This is a genomic window from Paraburkholderia sp. HD33-4 (assembly GCF_021390635.1).
GTDB lineage: Bacteria > Pseudomonadota > Gammaproteobacteria > Burkholderiales > Burkholderiaceae > Paraburkholderia.
The window spans coordinates 571,779-590,918 of record NZ_JAJEJS010000002.1; the positions used below are offsets into that span (position 1 = coordinate 571,779).

General features: G+C 64.9%; 18 protein-coding genes. 11 read left to right on the top strand and 7 right to left on the bottom strand.

The genetic code is table 11. From position 1 onward, the window contains the following. The first annotated feature begins 42 nt into the window (after window positions 1-42). On the top strand, window positions 43-924 hold the full coding sequence (locus L0U84_RS22540) for a LysR family transcriptional regulator (RefSeq protein ID WP_233852783.1): 882 nt from the start codon (window positions 43-45) through the stop codon (window positions 922-924). A gap of 62 nt (window positions 925-986) precedes the next feature. Here L0U84_RS22540 and L0U84_RS22545 read toward each other — a convergent pair whose 3' ends face one another. Beyond that, window positions 987-2,147 carry a porin gene (locus L0U84_RS22545; RefSeq protein WP_233852786.1) on the bottom strand — a complete coding sequence of 387 codons (1,161 nt, stop codon included), beginning with the start codon at window positions 2,145-2,147 and terminating at the stop codon, window positions 987-989. A 506-nt stretch (window positions 2,148-2,653) separates the two neighbouring features. Between L0U84_RS22545 and L0U84_RS22550 the strand changes: the two genes are divergently transcribed. Further along, window positions 2,654-3,328, top strand: a complete 675-nt coding sequence (locus L0U84_RS22550; protein ID WP_129957131.1) for an HAD family hydrolase — start codon at window positions 2,654-2,656, stop codon at window positions 3,326-3,328. A 21-nt stretch (window positions 3,329-3,349) separates the two neighbouring features. Here L0U84_RS22550 and L0U84_RS22555 read toward each other — a convergent pair whose 3' ends face one another. Continuing rightward, complete coding sequence (locus L0U84_RS22555) at window positions 3,350-4,192, bottom strand: hypothetical protein (RefSeq protein ID WP_233852787.1); 843 nt, start codon at window positions 4,190-4,192, stop codon at window positions 3,350-3,352. A 596-nt stretch (window positions 4,193-4,788) separates the two neighbouring features. On the opposite strand from L0U84_RS22555, the gene L0U84_RS22560 reads away from it, so the two are divergent. Further along, window positions 4,789-5,751 (top strand): response regulator, encoded by a 963-nt coding sequence (locus L0U84_RS22560; protein ID WP_233852790.1) that lies wholly within the window; start codon window positions 4,789-4,791, stop codon window positions 5,749-5,751. Between the two features lie 65 nt (window positions 5,752-5,816). On the opposite strand, the gene L0U84_RS22565 is transcribed toward L0U84_RS22560, so the two are convergent. Continuing rightward, a complete protein-coding gene (locus tag L0U84_RS22565) occupies window positions 5,817-6,353 on the bottom strand; it encodes a thioesterase family protein (RefSeq protein ID WP_233852792.1) in 537 nt (178 codons plus the stop codon). 266 nt (window positions 6,354-6,619) lie between these two features. Between L0U84_RS22565 and L0U84_RS22570 the strand changes: the two genes are divergently transcribed. Further along, complete coding sequence (locus L0U84_RS22570) at window positions 6,620-6,964, top strand: DUF4148 domain-containing protein (protein WP_233852793.1); 345 nt, start codon at window positions 6,620-6,622, stop codon at window positions 6,962-6,964. On the opposite strand, the gene L0U84_RS22575 is transcribed toward L0U84_RS22570, so the two are convergent. The 4 genes from L0U84_RS22575 to L0U84_RS22590 all read right to left on the bottom strand — a co-directional run bounded on the left by L0U84_RS22575 (window position 6,965) and on the right by L0U84_RS22590 (window position 12,018). Beyond that, the gene (locus L0U84_RS22575; protein WP_233852797.1) at window positions 6,965-8,452 is read right to left on the bottom strand and encodes an MmgE/PrpD family protein; all 1,488 of its coding nucleotides are present in this window, start codon (window positions 8,450-8,452) and stop codon (window positions 6,965-6,967) included. It lies immediately after the preceding gene. A 77-nt stretch (window positions 8,453-8,529) separates the two neighbouring features. Further along, entirely contained in the window at window positions 8,530-9,261 is a 732-nt protein-coding gene (locus tag L0U84_RS22580; protein ID WP_233852801.1) for an MmgE/PrpD family protein, read from the bottom strand. Then, on the bottom strand, window positions 9,254-10,609 hold the full coding sequence (locus tag L0U84_RS22585) for an MmgE/PrpD family protein (protein ID WP_233852803.1): 1,356 nt from the start codon (window positions 10,607-10,609) through the stop codon (window positions 9,254-9,256). Before L0U84_RS22585 ends, L0U84_RS22580 begins: the two co-directional genes overlap by 8 nt. Next, the gene (locus tag L0U84_RS22590) at window positions 10,606-12,018 is read right to left on the bottom strand and encodes an MFS transporter (protein WP_233852804.1); all 1,413 of its coding nucleotides are present in this window, start codon (window positions 12,016-12,018) and stop codon (window positions 10,606-10,608) included. The genes L0U84_RS22585 and L0U84_RS22590 overlap by 4 nt, the downstream gene beginning before the upstream one ends. 231 nt (window positions 12,019-12,249) lie before the next feature. Between L0U84_RS22590 and L0U84_RS22595 the strand changes: the two genes are divergently transcribed. From L0U84_RS22595 to L0U84_RS22625, 7 genes are all read left to right on the top strand, one after another. Continuing rightward, window positions 12,250-12,942 carry a GntR family transcriptional regulator gene (locus L0U84_RS22595; RefSeq protein WP_233852805.1) on the top strand — a complete coding sequence of 231 codons (693 nt, stop codon included), beginning with the start codon at window positions 12,250-12,252 and terminating at the stop codon, window positions 12,940-12,942. Between the two features lie 277 nt (window positions 12,943-13,219). After that, complete coding sequence (locus tag L0U84_RS22600; RefSeq protein WP_233852807.1) at window positions 13,220-14,260, top strand: WD40/YVTN/BNR-like repeat-containing protein; 1,041 nt, start codon at window positions 13,220-13,222, stop codon at window positions 14,258-14,260. 22 nt (window positions 14,261-14,282) lie between these two features. After that, window positions 14,283-15,149, top strand: a complete 867-nt coding sequence (locus L0U84_RS22605) for an HpcH/HpaI aldolase family protein (protein ID WP_233852808.1) — start codon at window positions 14,283-14,285, stop codon at window positions 15,147-15,149. Window positions 15,150-15,168: 19 nt separating this feature from the next. After that, window positions 15,169-16,158 (top strand): ABC transporter substrate-binding protein, encoded by a 990-nt coding sequence (locus tag L0U84_RS22610; RefSeq protein ID WP_233852809.1) that lies wholly within the window; start codon window positions 15,169-15,171, stop codon window positions 16,156-16,158. After that, complete coding sequence (locus tag L0U84_RS22615; protein WP_233852812.1) at window positions 16,155-17,051, top strand: phosphate ABC transporter substrate-binding protein; 897 nt, start codon at window positions 16,155-16,157, stop codon at window positions 17,049-17,051. Before L0U84_RS22610 ends, L0U84_RS22615 begins: the two co-directional genes overlap by 4 nt. 55 nt (window positions 17,052-17,106) lie before the next feature. Then, window positions 17,107-18,045, top strand: coding sequence for a VOC family protein (locus L0U84_RS22620; RefSeq protein ID WP_233852816.1), 939 nt, complete (start codon window positions 17,107-17,109; stop codon window positions 18,043-18,045). A gap of 55 nt (window positions 18,046-18,100) precedes the next feature. Beyond that, window positions 18,101-19,129: an amidohydrolase family protein gene (locus tag L0U84_RS22625; protein WP_233852817.1), complete on the top strand. Its 1,029-nt coding sequence runs from the start codon at window positions 18,101-18,103 to the stop codon at window positions 19,127-19,129. Window positions 19,130-19,140: the final 11 nt, after the last annotated feature.

The window sequence follows — 19,140 nt, forward strand, 5'->3', positions numbered from 1 at the left end:
AACCTGAACGACGTTTCGATTTCTTCGAAGTATCGGCCCTGTATGCTCAACTATCGTCACCTGTACTACTTCTGGATCGTCGTGAAGGAGGGCGGCTTCGCGCGCGCGGCCGGCCGGCTCGACATGGCCGTGCAGACCATCAGCGCGCAGGTGCGCGAACTCGAGAAAGCGCTCGGGCGCCAGCTGTTGAAGCCGGCCGGGCGCGGCGTCACGATGACCGAGGCCGGCGAGCAGGCGTTCGATCGCGCGGAGCAGATCTTCCAGCTGGGCGAGTCGTTGCTCGACGAGATGCGCGAAGGGAGCGGCGCGGACGCGGTGCGGCTCGCGGTCGGACTGTCGGATGGGATTTCGAAACTCGCCGCCCATGCGTTGCTCGCGCCGGTGCTGGCCACGCCGTCGCTCAGGCTGCTGTGTCACGAGGGCGAGCCCGCGCAGCTGTTGTCGGAGCTCGCGCTGCATCGGCTCGATCTGGTGCTCGCCTGTCAGCCGGCACCGCACGGCGCGGACCTGCGCGTGCTGAGCCAGCGCGTGGCTGGCTCGCCGGTCGACTGGTACGGGCCCGCGCAGATCGTCCGCAAAGCGGCCCGCGACGGCTTTCCGCACGGTCTCGCGGAGCTGCCCGTGCTGCTGCCGACCCGCCACGGCGCACTTCGCGCGCGGCTCGACCGATGGTTCGAGGCTCACGGAATCAGGCCCCGCGTCGTCGGCGAATTCGAGGACAGCGCGTTGATGGCGGTGTTCGCGGCGCGCGGGCTCGGCGTGTTTCCGCTCGCGGAGCTCGGCGCGGAAGATCTCGCGTTATTGAGGGGTTTGCGCTGGCTCGGCCGCGCGGACGGCGTGATCGAGGAGATTTATGCGATCCGCTCGCGACGCGGCCAGCACCATGCGCTCGCGTCGCAGGTGATCGCGGCGGCGCAGTCGTGAGCGCATCGCACGCTCGCGGCGCGCCGCATCGGTCCCGCTCCCGCTCCCGCTCCCGCGCGAGATCAGAACGCGTGACGCATGCCCACCGTCACCGCGACCTGCGTATTCGTCGACGACGGCGACAGCGTGTTGATCATCGCGTGCGACAACACCGAATCGGCCGGCGCGCCGTGCGCGTTCTGGTACACGCCTTCGAGGTAGAAGTCGGTGCGCTTGCTGAGCGCGTAGTCGGTCTGCAGCATCGCGCTGTTCCATGCCGGCGACGAACCGTTATATGCGCCATGCGTGAAGGTGTACGCACCCGACACGCTCCAGGCCGGGCTCAGCGCGTACTTCGCGTTGACCTCGTAGTTGTCGAGGCGCAGCGAGCCGCCGAGCGTGCCGGTTGCGTCGCCAGCCGCGCCGAGATAGCTGCCGGTGCCGAACGAGAACACGCCCGCGACGTTGTCGATCTGCGTGTGACTCCAGACGAGGCCGACGCTCGCCGGTCCGAACGTGTAGTTGCCGCCGAGCGACCACACGCGCTGGCGTTCGGCGATGAAGTTCGCGCTGGTGTCGCCGGCGGTCACGGCGCCGGTGCCGTTGCCCGCGTTGTTGAACTGCAGGTAGCCGGCCGCCAGGTTCAGCGGACCCTGCACGTACGAAAGGCCGAAGCCGTACGAGCGGTTGTTCGCGAAGTCGCCCGCCTTGTTGCTGAACGAGTACATCGTCTCGAACGTCAGGCCGTGGTACAGCGGGCTCGCGTACTTGACCGAGTTGTTGATCACGACCGAGTTCGCGGCGAGGTTGTCGTTCTCGAACGGATGCGCAGCGAGGCTGCCGCCCCACGTGTTATAGCCCGCCGTCAGTGGGCCGACGGTATCGTTCATCACGTCGAACTGGCGGCCGAACGTGAGCGTGCCGTAGGAATCGCTTTGCAGGCCGACCCACGCCTGCGAGCCGAACGCGCTGCCGGCGAAGGCCTGCGCGCCATTGTTCATCATGAAGCCCTGTTCGAGCTTGAAGACCGCGTGCAGGCCGGCGCCGAGGTCTTCCGAACCCTTCAGGCCGAACACCGTGTTCTGCGTGGTGCCGCTCGCGAGCTGCCAGTTGCTGTGGCCAAGCTGGTTATTCGTGTAGACGACGCCGGCGTCCATCAGGCCATACAGCGTCACGCTGCTTTGAGCGTGCGCCGGGATCGTGAAGGCGCCACACAGCGCGGCGGCGAACAGGGTCTTTTTCATCGCGAAATCCTTGATTAACAAACGTGTTTTTGGACTGAATTGCGCTCGTTGCGCGATTCGCCCGATGCCGGCGCGCGTATTACGCTTGCGATATCGCGCTATTGCGAAAATAGAAAAATGCCGGTTATTTCCCCGCTTTTTATTGCGAATGACGGCGAGCCGATGATTGGGCGCGGGCTATCGGATGATTTGGCGAATCAGCCGCAAGCACGCGATGTGCTCGGGCCAGATGGGGCGCGGAAATCGCGCTCCGTTCGTCCAGCGGGGAAATCAGGCGGGGATTTTTCGAAAAACGGTTGACGACGCAAACAACGAGGGGCCGAAGCTTACCGTGTTCCGGTGGGCGTCGGGAGGGGGCGGCGCGAAATAGCCGCAAAAACGCGCGAATCTGTGGTGATTCGCGCAAATCGTACGGACACCGGAACGCCCTGACAGGCGTCCAGCCGTCCTGGCCGCTTCATCGACACATGGCATAGTGACCGAACCCATCATCAACGGAGGCCGGCATGCGTATCCAGACATCCTTTCTTTTCGACCTCGACGGCACGCTCGTCGACAGCGTCTATCAGCACGTGCTGGCGTGGAAAGAGGCGCTCGACAGCGAGGGTATCCCGCTATCCGTCTGGCGTATCCATCGCAAGATCGGCATGAGCGGCGGGCTGTTCACGGACCAGTTGCTGCGGGAGACCCACGGCGAGATCAGCGTCGAACGCGCCGAACGGCTGCGGCACGCGCATGCGGCCGCCTATCAGCGCATGCGCGCCCAGGTCTGCCCGCTGCCGGGCGCGCGCCAACTGCTCGACGCGCTGACGCAGGCCGGCACGCCATGGGCCGTCGCGACGAGCGGGCGGATGGAAACCGCCGCGCTGAATCTGGCGGCGCTCGGCGTCGATCCGGCGAAGGCGGTCGTCGTCACGCGCGACGACGTCAAATACGCGAAGCCCGATCCCGACCTGTTCCTAGCCGCGGCCGAGCGGCTCGGCGTGCCGATCGAGCACACGGTCGTGGTCGGCGACAGCATCTGGGACATGCTTGCCGCGCGCCGCTGCCGTTCGCTCGGCGTCGGCCTGCTGTCGGGTGGCTACGGCACCGAGGAACTGGAGCGCGCGGGGGCGTTGCGCGTCTATGACGATCCGGCCGATCTGCTCGCGCACCTCGACGAGGTGGCGTCACGGCCGTAGTCGCGGGGTGGCCGGCGCGGCTCAGGGCTTGAGGATCGGCGGCTGTGCCGCTGGCGGCGTCGGTGTGACTTTCGACGATTCGCGCACGAGCTGATCGGTCATCGCCGATCCGACCGGATTCGTGCCGCGGCCGCTACCCGCGCCAGCCGCGGGGGCATTGGCAGACGGCGTCGGCAAGGTGACCCCGGGAGGCATCGGCAGCGACGGATCGGGTTTCGCCGATTCCTTGACCAGTTGGTCGGTCAGCATCGCGGCGACGGGATTGGCGCCATTCGGGTGCGCGTCGTCGCGGCGGCGCGCCTGGGTCTGGTCGACGCGCGGCCCGTATTGCGGCCTCGATTGGGCTTTTTGTTGTGCGTACGACTGCGTTTTCGAGGGTGCGCGCGCGACTGCGGCCGGATTGGCAGCGGCCTGCGCCGCGTTATCGATGCGGCCGCTCGCGGACTGGCCCGAATCGGGCGTGACGCCCGGCGCGGGCGCGGCCGCTGTTGCGGGCACGGACGGGGCGGGAGCGGGGGCCGGGGTGATCGCCTGGGCGGGGGTGGGCGCGATCGCCTGAGCCGGTGCGGGGGCCGGAGCAGCCGACTCCGTCTGCGGGAGCGCCGATTGCGGCGCGATCGCGGCGTTGTTCGCAATGTCCGCGCGCGGCGCGGGCGGGCTCACCGGTTGCGCCGGCATCAAGCTGGCGCCGGCGGCGCGCGTCGTGTCGGTCTGCGGTTCGGATTGCACCTCGCCGGTGACGCTGCGGGTCACCGCGCCGGTCACGGCCGGCGCCTGATCGTCCCTCGGGTAAAGCAGGTAGCCCGCGACGCCCGCATCGACCACGAGCAGCCCGACTATCATCAACTTGCCGGTATTCGTCATATCTATGCAACAACCACTAAGCAACTACGATTGTTCGATGATAAACGACCATTTCTCCAGCGACGCTTTTCGCCCACATATTGCGGCGCAACACGATGGTTGATGTCCGAACGGAGCTGGCACCAGAACGGCGCACGGCTGCCGTTATCGGCATTCGTCAGCACCCCGGAAACGGACATTTTTTCCGGTTATAGCGATTTTCTTTTTTGACCAATTATGTCCGCCGCATTTGCGCGACAGGCGTTTGCAGGAAAGCGATTTAAGTTGTGCCGCCGATGCGTGGAGCCTGTACTATACGAACCGTTGCAGACGACCGGCAGCCCCGGTTCGATTATCCGGCGTGTAAAAGTGACTTGCAGCGACTGGCTCACGATCCACACGCCGGCGGGCCCGCCAAACTGCGCCACCGGGACGCGTGAGTCGCGTCGATCGCGGCGACGGCAGGCGGAGACCGGAAGTAGCGACAAGAACCCATTGATCATGCGGACCCGCGGGCGAGGCATCGCCCGGCATTCCTTGGGCAGTCGCTTTGCGAGACGCCAGACCGACCGGTCGGTCCGTGGCGTTCGCGGCGGCGTGGGAAACACGTGAAGATAATGAACAACTTTATTCGACCTCCCGTTTTTTATCCGTCCACGGTGGTTTTCGTCGACGACAACGACAGCTACCTCGACGCGCTCCGCCGGTTTTTCCCGGGCACGTACACGAACCTGTTTTTCACCCGTCCGCAAGCGGCGCTCAACTATATCCGCCAGCACGCGCGCGAGAATTCGCTCGAATTCGCGGCGGCGTCGGCGTGTCTGAGCGAGCCGGGCGTCGAGCGCTTCGTCGAGACCTCGGCGGAGCGCGACATCGTCGCGCGGCCGTCGCGCTTCGAGGAAGTGGCGGCGGTCGTCGTCGACTACGACATGCCGGGCATCGGCGGCGTCGAGTTTCTGTCGTCGATCTCGCATCTGCGTTGCGCGAAGGTGCTGCTCACCGGTGTCGCCGATGAAACCGTCGCGGTGAAGGCGTTCAACGCCGGCATCGTCGACCTGTACCTGCGCAAGACCGACCCGGATTCGGCCAATCGCCTCACGCATTTCCTGAAGGACGCGAAAAGCCGCCATTGCGGGGAGTCGGGCTGGCTCGCGCTCGGCGAAAACGGCATGACCTACTGCGATCCGCGCACGCGCAAGGTGATCGACGAAGTGGTGGCCGCTCAGGGCATCGTCGAGTATTACTGGCGGCCCGAGCAGAACGTGATCCTGATGTTCGACGCCGCGGGCAACCCGAGCGTGTTCGTCGCGTGGGCCGAGAACGACTGGATCTCGCAGGGCGAAATCGTCGCCGACGAAGGTGGTCCGTCCGACCTGCTGCGCCAGCTCGCCACGCGCGAGGTGATGCCGCTGTTCTGGCCGGATCTCGCGTATCGTTCCGGCATGAAGTTCCGGTCGCTGACACCGCAAAGCATCCCCGGCTGGGACGACGCATTCTTCGGCTGGACCCGCATCGAGCCGGCCGAGGTCGGCGTCGATCTCGCCACGTTTGCGCAATGGCGCAGCGCCCACAATCGCTGATCCTCGATAACGCGCCGGCCAACCCCGCGCCCCCCGCTTGTGCCCCAGTAGCGGCGATTTCCGGCTCAAGCATGGTCACTCCGTTCGGGTGGCGTTTCCGGTTGCACAGCGCACGGCAAAGCGATCACACGTCCCGCGAAACGCGCCGGCGGCAATGCCGCATGGGCTTGCGCGAGTTCGTGCACGCGCGCTTTGACGTCCGGATCGAAAGCGACGCCGCGCGGTCCGCTGGTATCGACGTGCAGCAGCATCTGCTCGCCCGCGGCGACGGGGCCGGCGCGTTGGCTTTGCGTCGGGTCCACCGCGAACATTTCGAAGTAGACATGCATGCGTTTCGCGTCGTAGCCGACCATGCGCATGTCGACGCGAACCTGCGTTCCTAGTTTGATTTCATGCAGATAGTTGAGATGCGCTTCGAGCGTGTAGATCGATCGCTGCCGCTGTTTGCGCACCGCATCGGTCAGGCCGATCAGATCGATCAGCCCGTCGACCGCGAGACTGAAGATCAGCAGGTAGAACGCGTCGCGCATGTGGCCGTTGTAATCGACCCATTCGGCGCGCACGCTGTCGCGGTAACACGGCAGGGCAACGGGATGCGACATGAGCGTCTATCTCCTCGATCGAATGCGATGACTGCGATGGCTGAGGCGCGCGTCGTTTGGCGTCATCAGTGTAGTTCATCGCGATGAGGCTGCGCCGGAACGTGGTGGCCGCGAATTGTGGTCGTTACAGCAACAGTGAATTCATGGTTCAGGGCTTACTGCGCGGCCTGACCGGCTCCTAAACTGGCTTCACCGCCGCGGATTGCTTATCGGTCGCACGAGTCTACGCGGCAATCGCACGAAGCCATCTCTGGAGGTTGGAAATCATGAAGTCCATCAGGTCGCTGATCGAAGCAGGGGTTATCGCCGCTCTCATTGCCACGCCGCTCGCGGCGTTTGCCCAGTCGAATCAAACCAGTCAGCCGATCTCGCGCGCGCAGGTGCGCGCCGAACTGATTCAGGTCGAACAGGCCGGTTACGATCCGTCCACCGCGAATCCGCTCGACTATCCGGCCAATATTCAGGCGGCCGAAGCAAAGGTCGCGGCGCAAAACCAGGCTGCGCAGAATAGCGGCTACGGTGCGCCGGCGAATGGTTCGTCGCAGCGCAGTGGCCGCACCGATTTCGCGCCGACTTCGTATTCCGTGCCGGTAGTGAATTACACGCGTTGACTACAGCGTATACAACGAACGTAACTCCCGAACATCTTCCACCGCTTCGAGCCCGTTGATCCGCGCAATTAACTGCTCGGTTTTGCCCGCACCGAGGACCGGCGTCATCAGGTCGCGCGCCTTGGCGCTGACGGCCTCGGTATTCAGCGGGTTTTCTTTGGTGCCAGGCGGATACTTCGTGAAATGTTCGAGCTTGCGCCCGTCGTTGAGCGTGACTTCGACGATCGCGCCGCGCGGCGCGGCCGGGTCCATCAGCGCGGCGTCGGGCGTCACCGTGATCTTCGCGCGTTGCGCGACGATGCGCGGGTCGTGCAGCAACGCGAGGTCATGACTGTCGGTGAACGACACCGCACCCTTCACGAGCGCCAGCGCCACCAGATGCTGGCAATTGACGTCGGGCATCGCACTGTCGCCGACGATTCCCTCGGCATCGGTCGGAATCCTCACGACGATGCTGTGCACGTTGTTCGGCGTCAGGTTGTACTGCTTGCGCAACGTGAGCAGCGCATCGAGCGGCGACTGGATCGGATAGCCGACCGAGTACGTTTTGATCGCAGTTTCGGTCACGTAGAAACGGCTGCCGAGTCCGTCAAGCATCGCTTCGGGGTTCGGCTTCGTCGACAGCGCGATGAACAGATTGTGCGTGCCGTCGAGCACGTCGTAGACACCGGTGAAGCCGGCGTGCGCCATATCGACCGCGGTTACGCCGTTACGCGCGCCCATACCCGCGAAATCGAAGGCCTTTTCGATGTGGTCCTTGTCCTTGACCCAACTCCATAAGCCCGACACCTGCTGCGCGGAGTAGGAGATCGCATAGCGCGCCTGCAACTCGTTCAGCTGTGCGAGCCCGGCCGCCGCACCGAGCGCGCCGAACGTCGATGCGGTGCCTTCCGCACTTCGATGCGAGCCGCGCACGAGATCGGGGCCGAGCGCCATCAGCAGGCGGCAGCCGAGGTCGTAGCCGAGCGTGACCGCGCGGATGAACTGCGCGCCGCTACAGCCCTCGCGGTCGGCCAGCGCGAGCGCGGCCGGCACGACCGAGCTGCCCGGATGCGCTTTCGTGACGGGCTCGAAGTCGTCGGTTTCATCGGAGTGCGCGCACATCGCATTGGCGAACGCCGCGTTGATCGCGGTCGTGCGAAACGACGCGCCGATTACCGATGCCTGCGGCGCGCCGCCGAGTTCGCGCACATAGGCGACTGCCATCGAACCAGGCTTCATGCGCGAACCCGAGACCATTGCGCCGAACGTGTCGAGGATGCGGTGTTTGCATTCGAGCACGACCGCGTCGGGTAGCGTGTTGTCGCGCGTGGACACCATATAGCGGGCGAGCCGGCCGGTGATGTCGGCGTTGCCGGGTTTCGCGGCGTTCGCGGAATCTGTCGCATTTCCAGCGGCGAACAGGTTTGGCGAAGACAACGTCGCTGCGGCCAGCGCGCCCGCGGATTGGAGCAGGCGGCGGCGCGTCGGTATGAAACACGCGGACATGTGCGTTTCCTGTGGGTTTTTGCTGAGTTCTTTGTTGGCAATCTGGTTGCTCGGTACTACGGCATGGAATCAGCCATTCACGTCGACCATGTCCAGTGCGTGCCGAGACCCTCGACAATCGCCGCTGTGTCGAACCGGTACGCCATCAAGGCCGCGAAGCCACGCCGGCCGTCGATCGACGCGGCGGCGCTCGTGAAGCCATGCTTTGCCAGCAGCGTCGCTTCGATCGCGTCGGCCGCGGCCTTGCCGGTTTCGAGCGCAGCCATCGCGTGTGCGGCGTTGTGCGCTAGGCCGGCTGCCTGCGTCGCGGCGATGCCAAGCGCGTGGCGCGTGCGTGCGATATCGAGCCGTTGCAGACGCGAGATCGCGAGCGTCGCGCCGAGAATGCCGATCGACGCAGCGCAATTCCAGCGCGCGCGATATTCGTCGCTGTCGAGCGCGGCGAACAGACGCGTAGCCGCTTCGATGCCGATGGCCGTCGCTTCGACGAGGTCGTCTTCCGCGGCCGCGGGCTGGTCGCCCATCGCGATGACGGCCGCGAGCGTAGGCGTCGCGAGCGATCCCGGTGTTTGCCGCGCGAGGATCGCGCCGAGCAGCCATGCGCGCGTGCGTGCGTCGTTCGGCGCGGCGTCTTCGATCTGCAACAACGCGCCGAGTCGATGGCCCGTGTCGCCCGCGGTGGCAATGCGTTGGCGCGCGTCGTCGAGCGTCTGCTTCGCGATGGTCCGCACGCGCTGATCCGGCGGCGCGCCGACGGCGAAGTCGGCGAGCGCATCCGAGACGGCGGATTGAGCGGCTGGGTTATGCATGATTCAGTTCCTCGTTCGGAGCGCAGAGCGAAAACAGGGCATCGAGGTTCGGCGCCGCTTGCAGGTTCGCGACGCTCGCGGCGAGTCGCATGGCAACGCCAACGCCTAGTTGTGGATCGATCAGCAGGCGCACCTTGTCCATCAGTTCTGCGTCGGTCAGCGGCCGGGCGAGACTGCCGCGCGCATGTTCGACGTGATGGCGCAAGATCGAACCGTCGCGCAGCCGCGCCTCGATCAACACTTCGTCGCGCCGGATCGATGCATCGGGCGCCAGCGTCGTTCTGGCGCGCAAGCCACGGACGTCGTCGCGCGTGACGCGCCGATCCTCGTATTGCGCGAGGCCGACCTGCCGGTCGCACAGTGCCGCCGCCACGCCGTGGATCGCGCTGAAGCGCGCCTGCAGACCATCGCCCGGTTGAGGGTTGCCCATCAATTCAGGCACGAGCGGATGACAGCGCAGCGTGATCGCGTCGATCGACGCGACGTCGTCGATCCTTGTCGACAGAGCGAGCCCGCCGTCGATCGCGGGATGCGCGACGATCCCGCATGGATAGGGCTTATAGGTGTTGAACAGTAGCTCCCATCGCTCGCCGAACTCGCCGTTCATCTGCTCGAAGTCGACGCGCGTCGACAGCGAATGCGAATAGCCGCCCGACGCTTCGAAGATCTCCACGGCGGCGCGCTGGCCGCGCTGCGCGAGGCGCGCGGCCGCCACGCCGTTCGCGGCGGCCTTGCCTGGATGGTAAGGCTTGGTCATCGTGCCGAACGCTTCGCGCTGACCGACGAACATCGACGCGGCGATCGCCACGGCTTCGGCGAGACCCGCTTCGTCGAGCCCGAGCAGCAGCGCGGCCGTCACCGCGCAGCCGATTACACCGCAGGTGCCCGTGATGTGCCAGCCGCGGTCGTAGTGCTCCGGCGAGATCGACACGCCGACGCGCAATTGCGCCTCGCAGCCGAGCGCAAAGGCGCTCAGCGCTTTGGCGCCGTCGGGTCGCGTCTGCGGTGCGAGCGCGCTCAGCACCGCGAACACCGACGCGGCTGGATGGATCACGGTGGCGAGATGCGTGTCGTCGAAATCGTCGAGATGACCGGCGAAGCCTGTCGCGAGTGCGGAGAAATGGCTATCGACGCGCTCGCTGCGCCCCGGCACCGGCGCAATGGCCCGCGCACCGAGTTCGCGCGCGGTCGCGAGAATCGCGTCGACACCTGGGTGACGGCATGCGCCGATCGACGTGCCGATCACATTGATCAGCGAGCGCTGCGCTTCCTTCGCGACAGGCTCCGGCAATGGACGCTGCACGAGTCGATAGAGGCCCTGCGCGAACGCGGCGGCAATGGAACTCATTGGGACAACTCCTCCAGATGAACGCCGTTGGTGCGCGGCCCGAAAATGCCGACCATCACGACGATCACCAGCATGGCTGACGAAATCAGCACGAACACGGCGGGCACCCCCGAATGCTTGAGCAGTGCCGCCACCCAGAAACCGACGAAGATCGAACTGATGCGGCTCCAGCTGAACACGAAGCCGACCGCGCGGGCGCGGATCCGCGTTGGATACAGTTCGGCCTGATAGGTGTGGAAGATGCCGATCATCCAGTTGTTCGCGATCGTCACGATACCGCCGAACAACACGATCAGCGCCGGCTCGCGCGCCATGCCGAACAGCACGCCGGCCACCGCAACCGCGAGCGCGGAGCCGACCAGTTGCCATTTGCGTTGCACCCGCTCCGCGCAATACATCGCGCCGAGCGCGCCGAGCGGCGTCGTGAACGCGATCACCATCGTATAGAGCAGCGAATGCGTGATCGTGATCCCTTTCGAGTACAGCAGCACCGGCACCCACGCGCCAAAGCCGTAGACGCCGAAGGTCTGGAAGAAGTTGAACATCGACAACATCACCGTGCGCATCAGGTAGCGCCCGTGCCAGATCTCCGCCCACGAGCCGCGCTCGCCGCGACCTGAGCCGGGTGCGTCGAGATTGGGCGGCGGCAGCGGGCGGCCGGTTTCGGCGGCGACGTGCGCTTCGATTGCATCGACGATCGCGTGCGCCTCCGTGTCGCGTCCCTTGGTTTCGAGCCAGCGCGGCGATTCGGGTAGGCCGCGTCGCATGAACCAGATCAGGATCGCGCCGGCCGAGCCGATGATCATCACCCAGCGCCAGCCGTCGAGTCCGAGCACCGCGTGCGGCACCAGCAGATACGACAGCACCGCGACGATCGGCACCGAGGTCAGGATCACGAGAATGCTGAACGCCGAGTAGCGGCCGCGCGTACGCGAGGGCGTCAGCTCGGAGATGTAGGTGTCCACCGTAATCAGCTGCACGCCGATGCCGATGCCCGCAAAGAAGCGCCATACGTCCATCGCGGCGGGCGAGGTCTGAAACGCGGCGACGAAAGTCGCGGCCGAGTAGATCAGCATGGCCGCGGTGAACACCGCGCGTCGTCCGAAGCGATCGGTGAAGCCGCCGAGCGCGACGGTGCCGACGAACATGCCGGCGAAGAACGAACCGAGAAAACTGGCGAAGCCGTTCACGTCGAACAGGCCGGCGGTGGTCGCCCGATACAGGCCGCTGCCGATCAGGCCGAGCGAGATATACGCGGCCATGAACATCTCGTAGAACTCGAACCAGCCGCCGATCGCGATGCGCACGACGAGGCCGCGAAAGTAGCGCGTGGGCGGCAGTCGGTCGAGCCGGGCCGACACGCTGGGTAGCGCGTGCGCCGATCCGGCAATTTCCTTTTCCATGAACATGACGTCTCCTGGTCTGTATGGAACGAGCGTGCCGGTCTTTGCGTTGTTTGGTTTAGTGTCGACACTTTGCGCATGATAGTGCGAGAATTTGGAAAAATTCAAGATCTGGATTGATCGGATGTGTACACTTGGTGCTGGTGTCGGGGTGCCATCCACGGCGGACGCGGCGCCGCGGTTTGCTAGAATCGGCTTCTGCAGGCGCCCAGCCATGCCTCCAGTACAGGACCCGCGATGGACCAGAATGTCGACAGAAGCGCGATGACGGACGACGGCGAAGCGTCGCCAGTGGCGGAAATCGTCGACTGGGTCGCGCGCGAAATCATCGAGGGACGGCTCGTGGCCGGCGACGATCTGAACTCGGTCGATCTCGCCAAACGTTTCGGCGTGAGCCGCACGCCCGCGCGCGAGGCGCTGTTCGTGCTGAGCCGCGAGGGGCTGGTGGACTGGTCGCCGCGTCGGCGGCCGCGCGTGTCCGCGGTCAATCTGAAGGACGTGCGCGAGATCTATCAGCTGCGCGCGATCCTCTATGCACAGGTGTCGCTGGCGATCGTCGAAAACGCCACCGATGAAGACATCGCGTCGCTGTGGCGCGCCCATCAGCGTCTCGCCGAGGTCGCCGCGCGCGGCGACGTGGACGGCTACTTCTGGGCCAACGTTGCGTTTCGCGACGAGGAACTGCGCGTGAGTCGCAACGGCATCTTCAAGGAAGTCCTCGACTCGATGCGGATGCGCACCAATCGCTTGCGTCATCTGAGCACCACTTTGCCCGGCCGTTTGCAGCGCTCGTGCGCCGACCATCAACGGCTGTGCGAGGCCTACGCCGAACGCGACGGCACGCTCGCGGCCGCGCTGAATCGCTCGATCGTGCTCAGCGCGTTGCATGCTATCGAGCAGGCCTGGGCGACGGACGCCGACGAGCGTTGAAGGTTCGCCGCTCGCCATCTGGCGATGCTCGACCCGGGCAGCATCCGTTGTACCCATACCCGCGTTTGCGGGTAATCCACTAGCCGTTCTCCAGCGTATTCGCCCACTTTTCACGGCAGAAAGCCGCGTTTTCCGCGACTAAGCAAATTTCTATTGCCACCGCAGATTTTGAATAACAAAGCGTAGCCGGTGGCACTTACACTCCATTCCGAACTCCTGTTGAGTGCGAGTCGGAATCACGCGGCGGCGCTCGACCACAAATTCATCTGGAGACCTTATGAAAGAATTGATGCTGGTCGGCACGGCCGCCAATCGTCCGAATGCCATTGGCTCGATGTACCGTCTGAAGCCGGGCGGCGAGTGGGAAAAACTCACCGACTTCCCCGACGACGCTTCCGTGCAGGCGATCACGCCGCATCCCGAGCGGCCCGATCTGTTGTTCGCGGCGACGCGCAAAGGCGTGTATCGCTCGAAGGACGGCGGCGATTCGTGGTCGCGACTGAACGTGACCGACGAGACGATCCAGTTCTGGAGCGTCGTGATTCACCCGACGCGTCCCGACACGCTGTTCGCGGCGGGCGGCCCGGTCAGCATCTATCGCAGCGACGACGGTGGCGACAGCTGGCGCAAGTGCAAGGCCGATCATCCGGAGCGCTTCAAGATTTCGTTCGGCGATTCGCGCGTGATGCGCATCGCGTTTCACCCGGTCAATCCCGATGTGATGTACGCGGTCGCGGAGATCAATGGCTTTCTCGTCAGCGAGGACGGCGGTGAAACGTGGCGCGGCGAACCGGAAGGCCTGCTCGAACTCGCGAAACTGCCGCATCTGAAGAGCCGGATCGAAACCGACGACGACGCCGAAGGCGTGTTCGACGCGCACTCCGTTTGCACGACGAGCGCCGACCCGGACGCGTTGTTCTATATCTGCCGCCTCGGCATTTTCGAAAGCCGCGACAAAGGCAAGACCTTCCGCGATCTCGAAGTTGGCAAGTTCGCGCCGTTCTCGTATGCACGCGACTGCCGCTTCGTCTGCGACGACCCGAAAAAAATGTACGCGTGTTTCAGCATTTCGTCGCGCAGCAATGCGGGCGCGCTGTACGCGAGCGACGATCTCGGCAACAACTGGTACCGCGCGGACTCGCAGGTCAATCCCGCGAGCACGATGCTCGGCTTCGGTGTGCATCCGAGCGACCCGAACGGCGTGATCAGCGTCACACGCGGCGGCCAGGTGTTCTTCACGACCGACGGCGGCGACAACTGGACCGAAAAACCTCTCCCGCAAGGCGCAGGCGATGCATTCTGCGCGGCGATGCTGTAAGCGAACGAAGGACGATCCAACCATGACAGAAAGACTCAACGGCGTGATTCGTGCGCTGCAGACCGGACGCCGGATTGCGTTCACGTCGTTCATTCAGGCGGAAGTGGAATCGGCGGTGGCATTCGCGCAGTCGTCGAACGATGGCGTCGTGTTCGAACTCGAGCACACGCCCTGGGATATCCGCGCGCTGCGCGAATCGATGCAGTTTCTGCTGTTGCGCGAGCGCATTGCGAAGGCGCAGTCGATTGCCTGCCAGATGACGCCGCTCGTGCGGATTCCGCCAAGCGGCAGCGAGATGAACCAGTGGTTCGCGAAGCAGGCGCTCGATCTCGGCGCTTACGGCATCGTGTGGCCGCGCATCAGCACACCGGAGGAAGCGTACAACGCGGTCGCCGCGTGCCGTTATCCGCGCCTGAAAAGCGCGTCGCTTTACGAGCCGGCTGGCTTGCGCGGCGATGCGCCGATGCCCGCCGCGCGTTACTGGGGCGTGTCGCAACAGGAGTACTACCGCAAGGCCGACGTCTGGCCGCTCGCGCCCGAAGGTGAAGTGCTGGTCGTGCTGATGATCGAGGACACGCGGGCAATCGAAAACCTCGAGGAGATCGTCAGGCAGGTGCCGGGCATCGGCGTGCTGCTGATCGGCGAGGGCGATCTGACCCAGGAGCTTGGCTGTCCGCGCCAGTACGACAACCCGGAACTGCTGCGCATGATGGATCACGTGCTCGAAGTCGGCAAAGCGTACGACATTCCGGTCGGTCATCCGCATGTGACGAATCAGAACGTGGGCCGTGTGATCGAGCAGGGTTACCGCTTCCTGATGACCTATCCGAAGCGCGATTTCTCGGCGCTCGACAAGGGCCTGCAACTTGCCGGCCGTTCGCCGGCTTAACGCGAAGCACGGAGCAATCATGACAGTGAAACTGTCCATCGTGCTGGGACCGCACGGCCAGGTGCGCGATCTGCGTGACGGCACCGTCGGCGTTGCGGGTTTCGACCTCGAGTTCATCGACAAGAAACGCATGCCCGACGCCTACCGCGAGATGGCGCGCAGCCAGCCATACGACATCTGCGAAATGGCGCCGACCTCGTATCTGATGGCGGTCGCGGCCGGCGCACCGATCACCGCGCTCGCGCTACCGATGACGCGGCGTTTTCGCCACGCCGGCATGCAACGGCTGCGTTCGTCGGCGATCCGCGGGCCGAAGGATCTGGAAGGGCGGCGCGTCGGCGTGCGCGCCTATTCGGTCACGGCGGCGGTCTGGACGCGCGGCATTTTCGCCGACGAATACGGTGTCGATCCCGACCAGATCACATGGATCACCGAGGAGGAAGAGAACGTGCAGAGCTTCGCGACGCCGCCGAACGTGCAGCGGCTCGCTGAAGGTCAGTCGATCGCGGAGTTGATGAAGCGCGGCGAACTCGAAGCGGCGTTCGGCGGTCTCGCGGGCGCGGGCAACGATCTTGAGGACGAACTGGTCGAGATAGTCGAGGACGCCGATGCGCGCGAGCGCGGCTGGTTCGAGCGCACCGGCATCTATCCGCTGCACGGCATGATCGTCGTGCGTAACGACGTGCTCGAGCGGCATCCGACGCTCGCGAGCGCGCTGTTCGACGCATTCGAACAGGCCAAAGAGAACTACCTCGAACGGATTCGCAGCGGCGCCGCGGACAGCGCCGAAGACCGGCGCTATCGCAAGCTGTCGCAATGGGTGGGCGATCCGCTGCCGTACGGTTTCAACGAGAACGCGCCGTCGCTGGCGGCGCTCGTGCGCTACGCGCACCGTCAGCGGCTGATTCCGAACGAGCCGCCGCTGCAGGCGGTGTTCCACGATCCGCGAGTCGGCACCGCGATCGGCAACGTACAAAACGAGGCGCTGGCCACGGCGAGCCGCCCATGAAAGGAACCGATATGACCACGCTCACCGCGATGATGGGCACGTACAAAAAGACCGCGCCGCTGAAGGACGGCAGTGTCGCTTCGCCGGACCTGCGCCTCGATTTCGCCGATGTGGACACCGCGCAGAAAGCGTTCAAGGACGTCGTGCGTGGCCTCAAGTTCGACGTCGCGGAACTCGCGGTCGTCACGTTCCTGCAGGCGTACGAAGCCGGCAAGCCTTACGTGATGCTGCCGTTCGTGATGAATGGCAACTTCCACCACAAGAGCATTCTGTGCCGCGCCGACGACGCGCTGAAACCGCAAGACCTCGCCGGCAAAACGGTCGCGATGCGCTCGTATCCGCAAACCACGCCGACCTGGGTGCGCGGCATTCTGTCGGACGAATACGGTGTTGAACTCGACAAGGTGCGCTGGCTCACTCAGGAGGGCGCGCACGTCGCCGAGTTTCGCAATCCAGACTTCGTCACGCGTATCGATTCGTCGTTGAGCCTCGAAGACATGCTGCGTGCGGGCGAAGTCGACGCGATCATCGCGGGCGGCGCGTTGTCCGGCGACCCGGGCATTCGCACGCTGATTCCCGAGCCGAAGGAAGCGGCTGCGGCATGGTACAGCCGCACCCATGTCGTGCCGATCAATCATGTCGTAACGGTCCGCAAGGAAATCGCGGAATCGCGGGCTGACCTCGTGCGCGAAGTGTTCGATATGCTGCTGAAAAGCCGCGCGGCGAGCGGCGAGTTGCCGCCCGCGAACGGCCCGGACCTGCAGCCGGTCGGTTTCGACGCTTTGCGCCCGGCACTCGAAACGGTGATCCGCTATGCGTTCGAACAGAAGCTGATCTCGCAACGCTATACCGTCGAAGAACTGTACGGCAACGTCGCGAAGATTCTGGGTTGACGGCGCGCTAGCAACGCCGGATCGGCGCAACAGAAAGAACTCAAAGGAGACAACGGTGGCTTCACCGATCACAGGAATGTCATACGTCCGGCTCAGTGCGCCGGATCTCGGCCGCATGCAGGCGTTTCTCGAAGACTTCGGCATGGTTCTCGCGCATCGCGACGCGAAGCGCCTCTATATGCGCGGTGTCGGCGATTCGCCGTTTCTTCACGTGACCGAACTGGGCGCGCCCGGCGCGATCAGCTTCGGGTACGAGCTTGGCGAGAACGCCGACATTGCAGCTCTCGCCAGCCTCCCCGGTGCGCAAGGCATCGAATCGCCGGACGTGCCCGGCGGCGGCCGGCGCGTTCGGCTGCAAGACCCGAACGGCTTCTGGCTCGAACTCGTGACCGGTCGCGAGCGCGTGACTCCGTTGCCGGCGCGGGTGCTGGTGCGCGGCCCCGAGGGAGAAAGCCGTTCGCTCGGTCCGGCGCGTGTCGTGCGCATCGCGCACACCGCGTATGCGACGCCGAACCTCGCCGACACGATCGGCTGGTATCAGCGCACGTTCGGCCTGCTGCCGACCGACGAACTGTTCGTCGGCGACAAGAGCAACGTGATCGGCCAGTTCAATCGCGTCGATCGCGGCGACGAGCTCGTCGATCATCACGTGATCTTTTTGCTGCGCGGGCAACGCGCCGGCATGCATCACGTGTCGTATCAGGTCGAGGGCGTCGACGACATCTTCTTCGGCTACGACCACATGGCGCACCGTTCGCACGATCACGTGCGCGGTATCGGCCGTCATGCGCTCGGCAGCCAGATCTTCGACTACTGGATGAGCCCGTTCGAGCAGATGCACGAGCACTGGGTCTCGCACGAAAAGCTCAATGCGGCGAGCCGCTTCAATCGCATCCAGATCGGCGAAGGCATGAGCTACGACACCGGCGAAAAGCCACCCGAGCGCTTCGTCAAGCAGGCCACGCAGATCGTCGAGTGGCCGGCGGGCGCTTGACGCGCCGCGGCGCCGCCCGCGCGGTCTTTCGCATCCAACAACACGGTAAATCACGATGATTATTGATTGTCACGGGCACTTCACGACGGTGCCGAAAACCCTGCACGAATGGCGGCGCCGTCAGCTCGAAAACGGCGGCGGCTTTTACGGCGCACCGCTCGATATTTCCGATGACGAACTGCGCGCCGCGCTCGAAAACGGTCAGCTGAAGGAGCAGCGTGCGCGCGGTCTCGACCTCACGCTGTTCTCGCCGATCGCCGGCCAGATGGGCCATCACCTCGGCACGCTCGAGAACAGCATCGAATGGTCGCGCCTGAACAACGACCTGATTCATCGCGTCTGCGCGTTGTATCCGGAGAACTTCGCGGGCGTTTGCCAGTTGCCGCAATCGCCGGGACAGGGGCTCGAAGCATCGGCGGAGGAGCTCGAACGCTGTGTGCTGGAGCTTGGCTTCGTCGGCTGCAATCTGAACCCGGACCCGTCAGGCGGCTACTGGACCGACAAGCCGCTGACCGACCGCATCTACTATCCGCTCTACAAGAAGATGGTCGACCTCGACGTGCCCGCGATGATTCACGTGAGCAGCTCGTGCAATCCGTGCTTCCACCACGTCGGCGCGCACTACCTGAACGGCGACACCACCGCGTTCATGCAGCTGCTGCTCGCGCCGCAACTGTTCAAGGACTTTCCGACGCTGCGCTTCATCATCCCGCACGGCGGCGGCGCGGTGCCGTACCACTGGGGACGCTATCGCGGTCTCGCGCAGGACATGGGCTTCGAGGCGCTCGACAGAGGCCTGCTGAACAACGTGTTCTTCGACACCTGCGTGTATCACCAGGCCGGCATCGATCTGCTGACGAAGGTGATCCCCCATCGCAACATCGTGTTCGGCTCGGAAATGATCGGCGCGGTCAAGGGCATCGACCCCGAGACCGGTCATCACTACGACGACACCGGCCGCTATATCGTGGCGACACCCCACCTGGGCGATCGCGACCGCCAGCAGGTTCTCGAAGGCAATGCTCTGACGCTCTATCCGCGTCTGAAGGAACGCCTCGCCGCGCTGGCCGATAAAGCTCACTGAAGGCGGCCGCG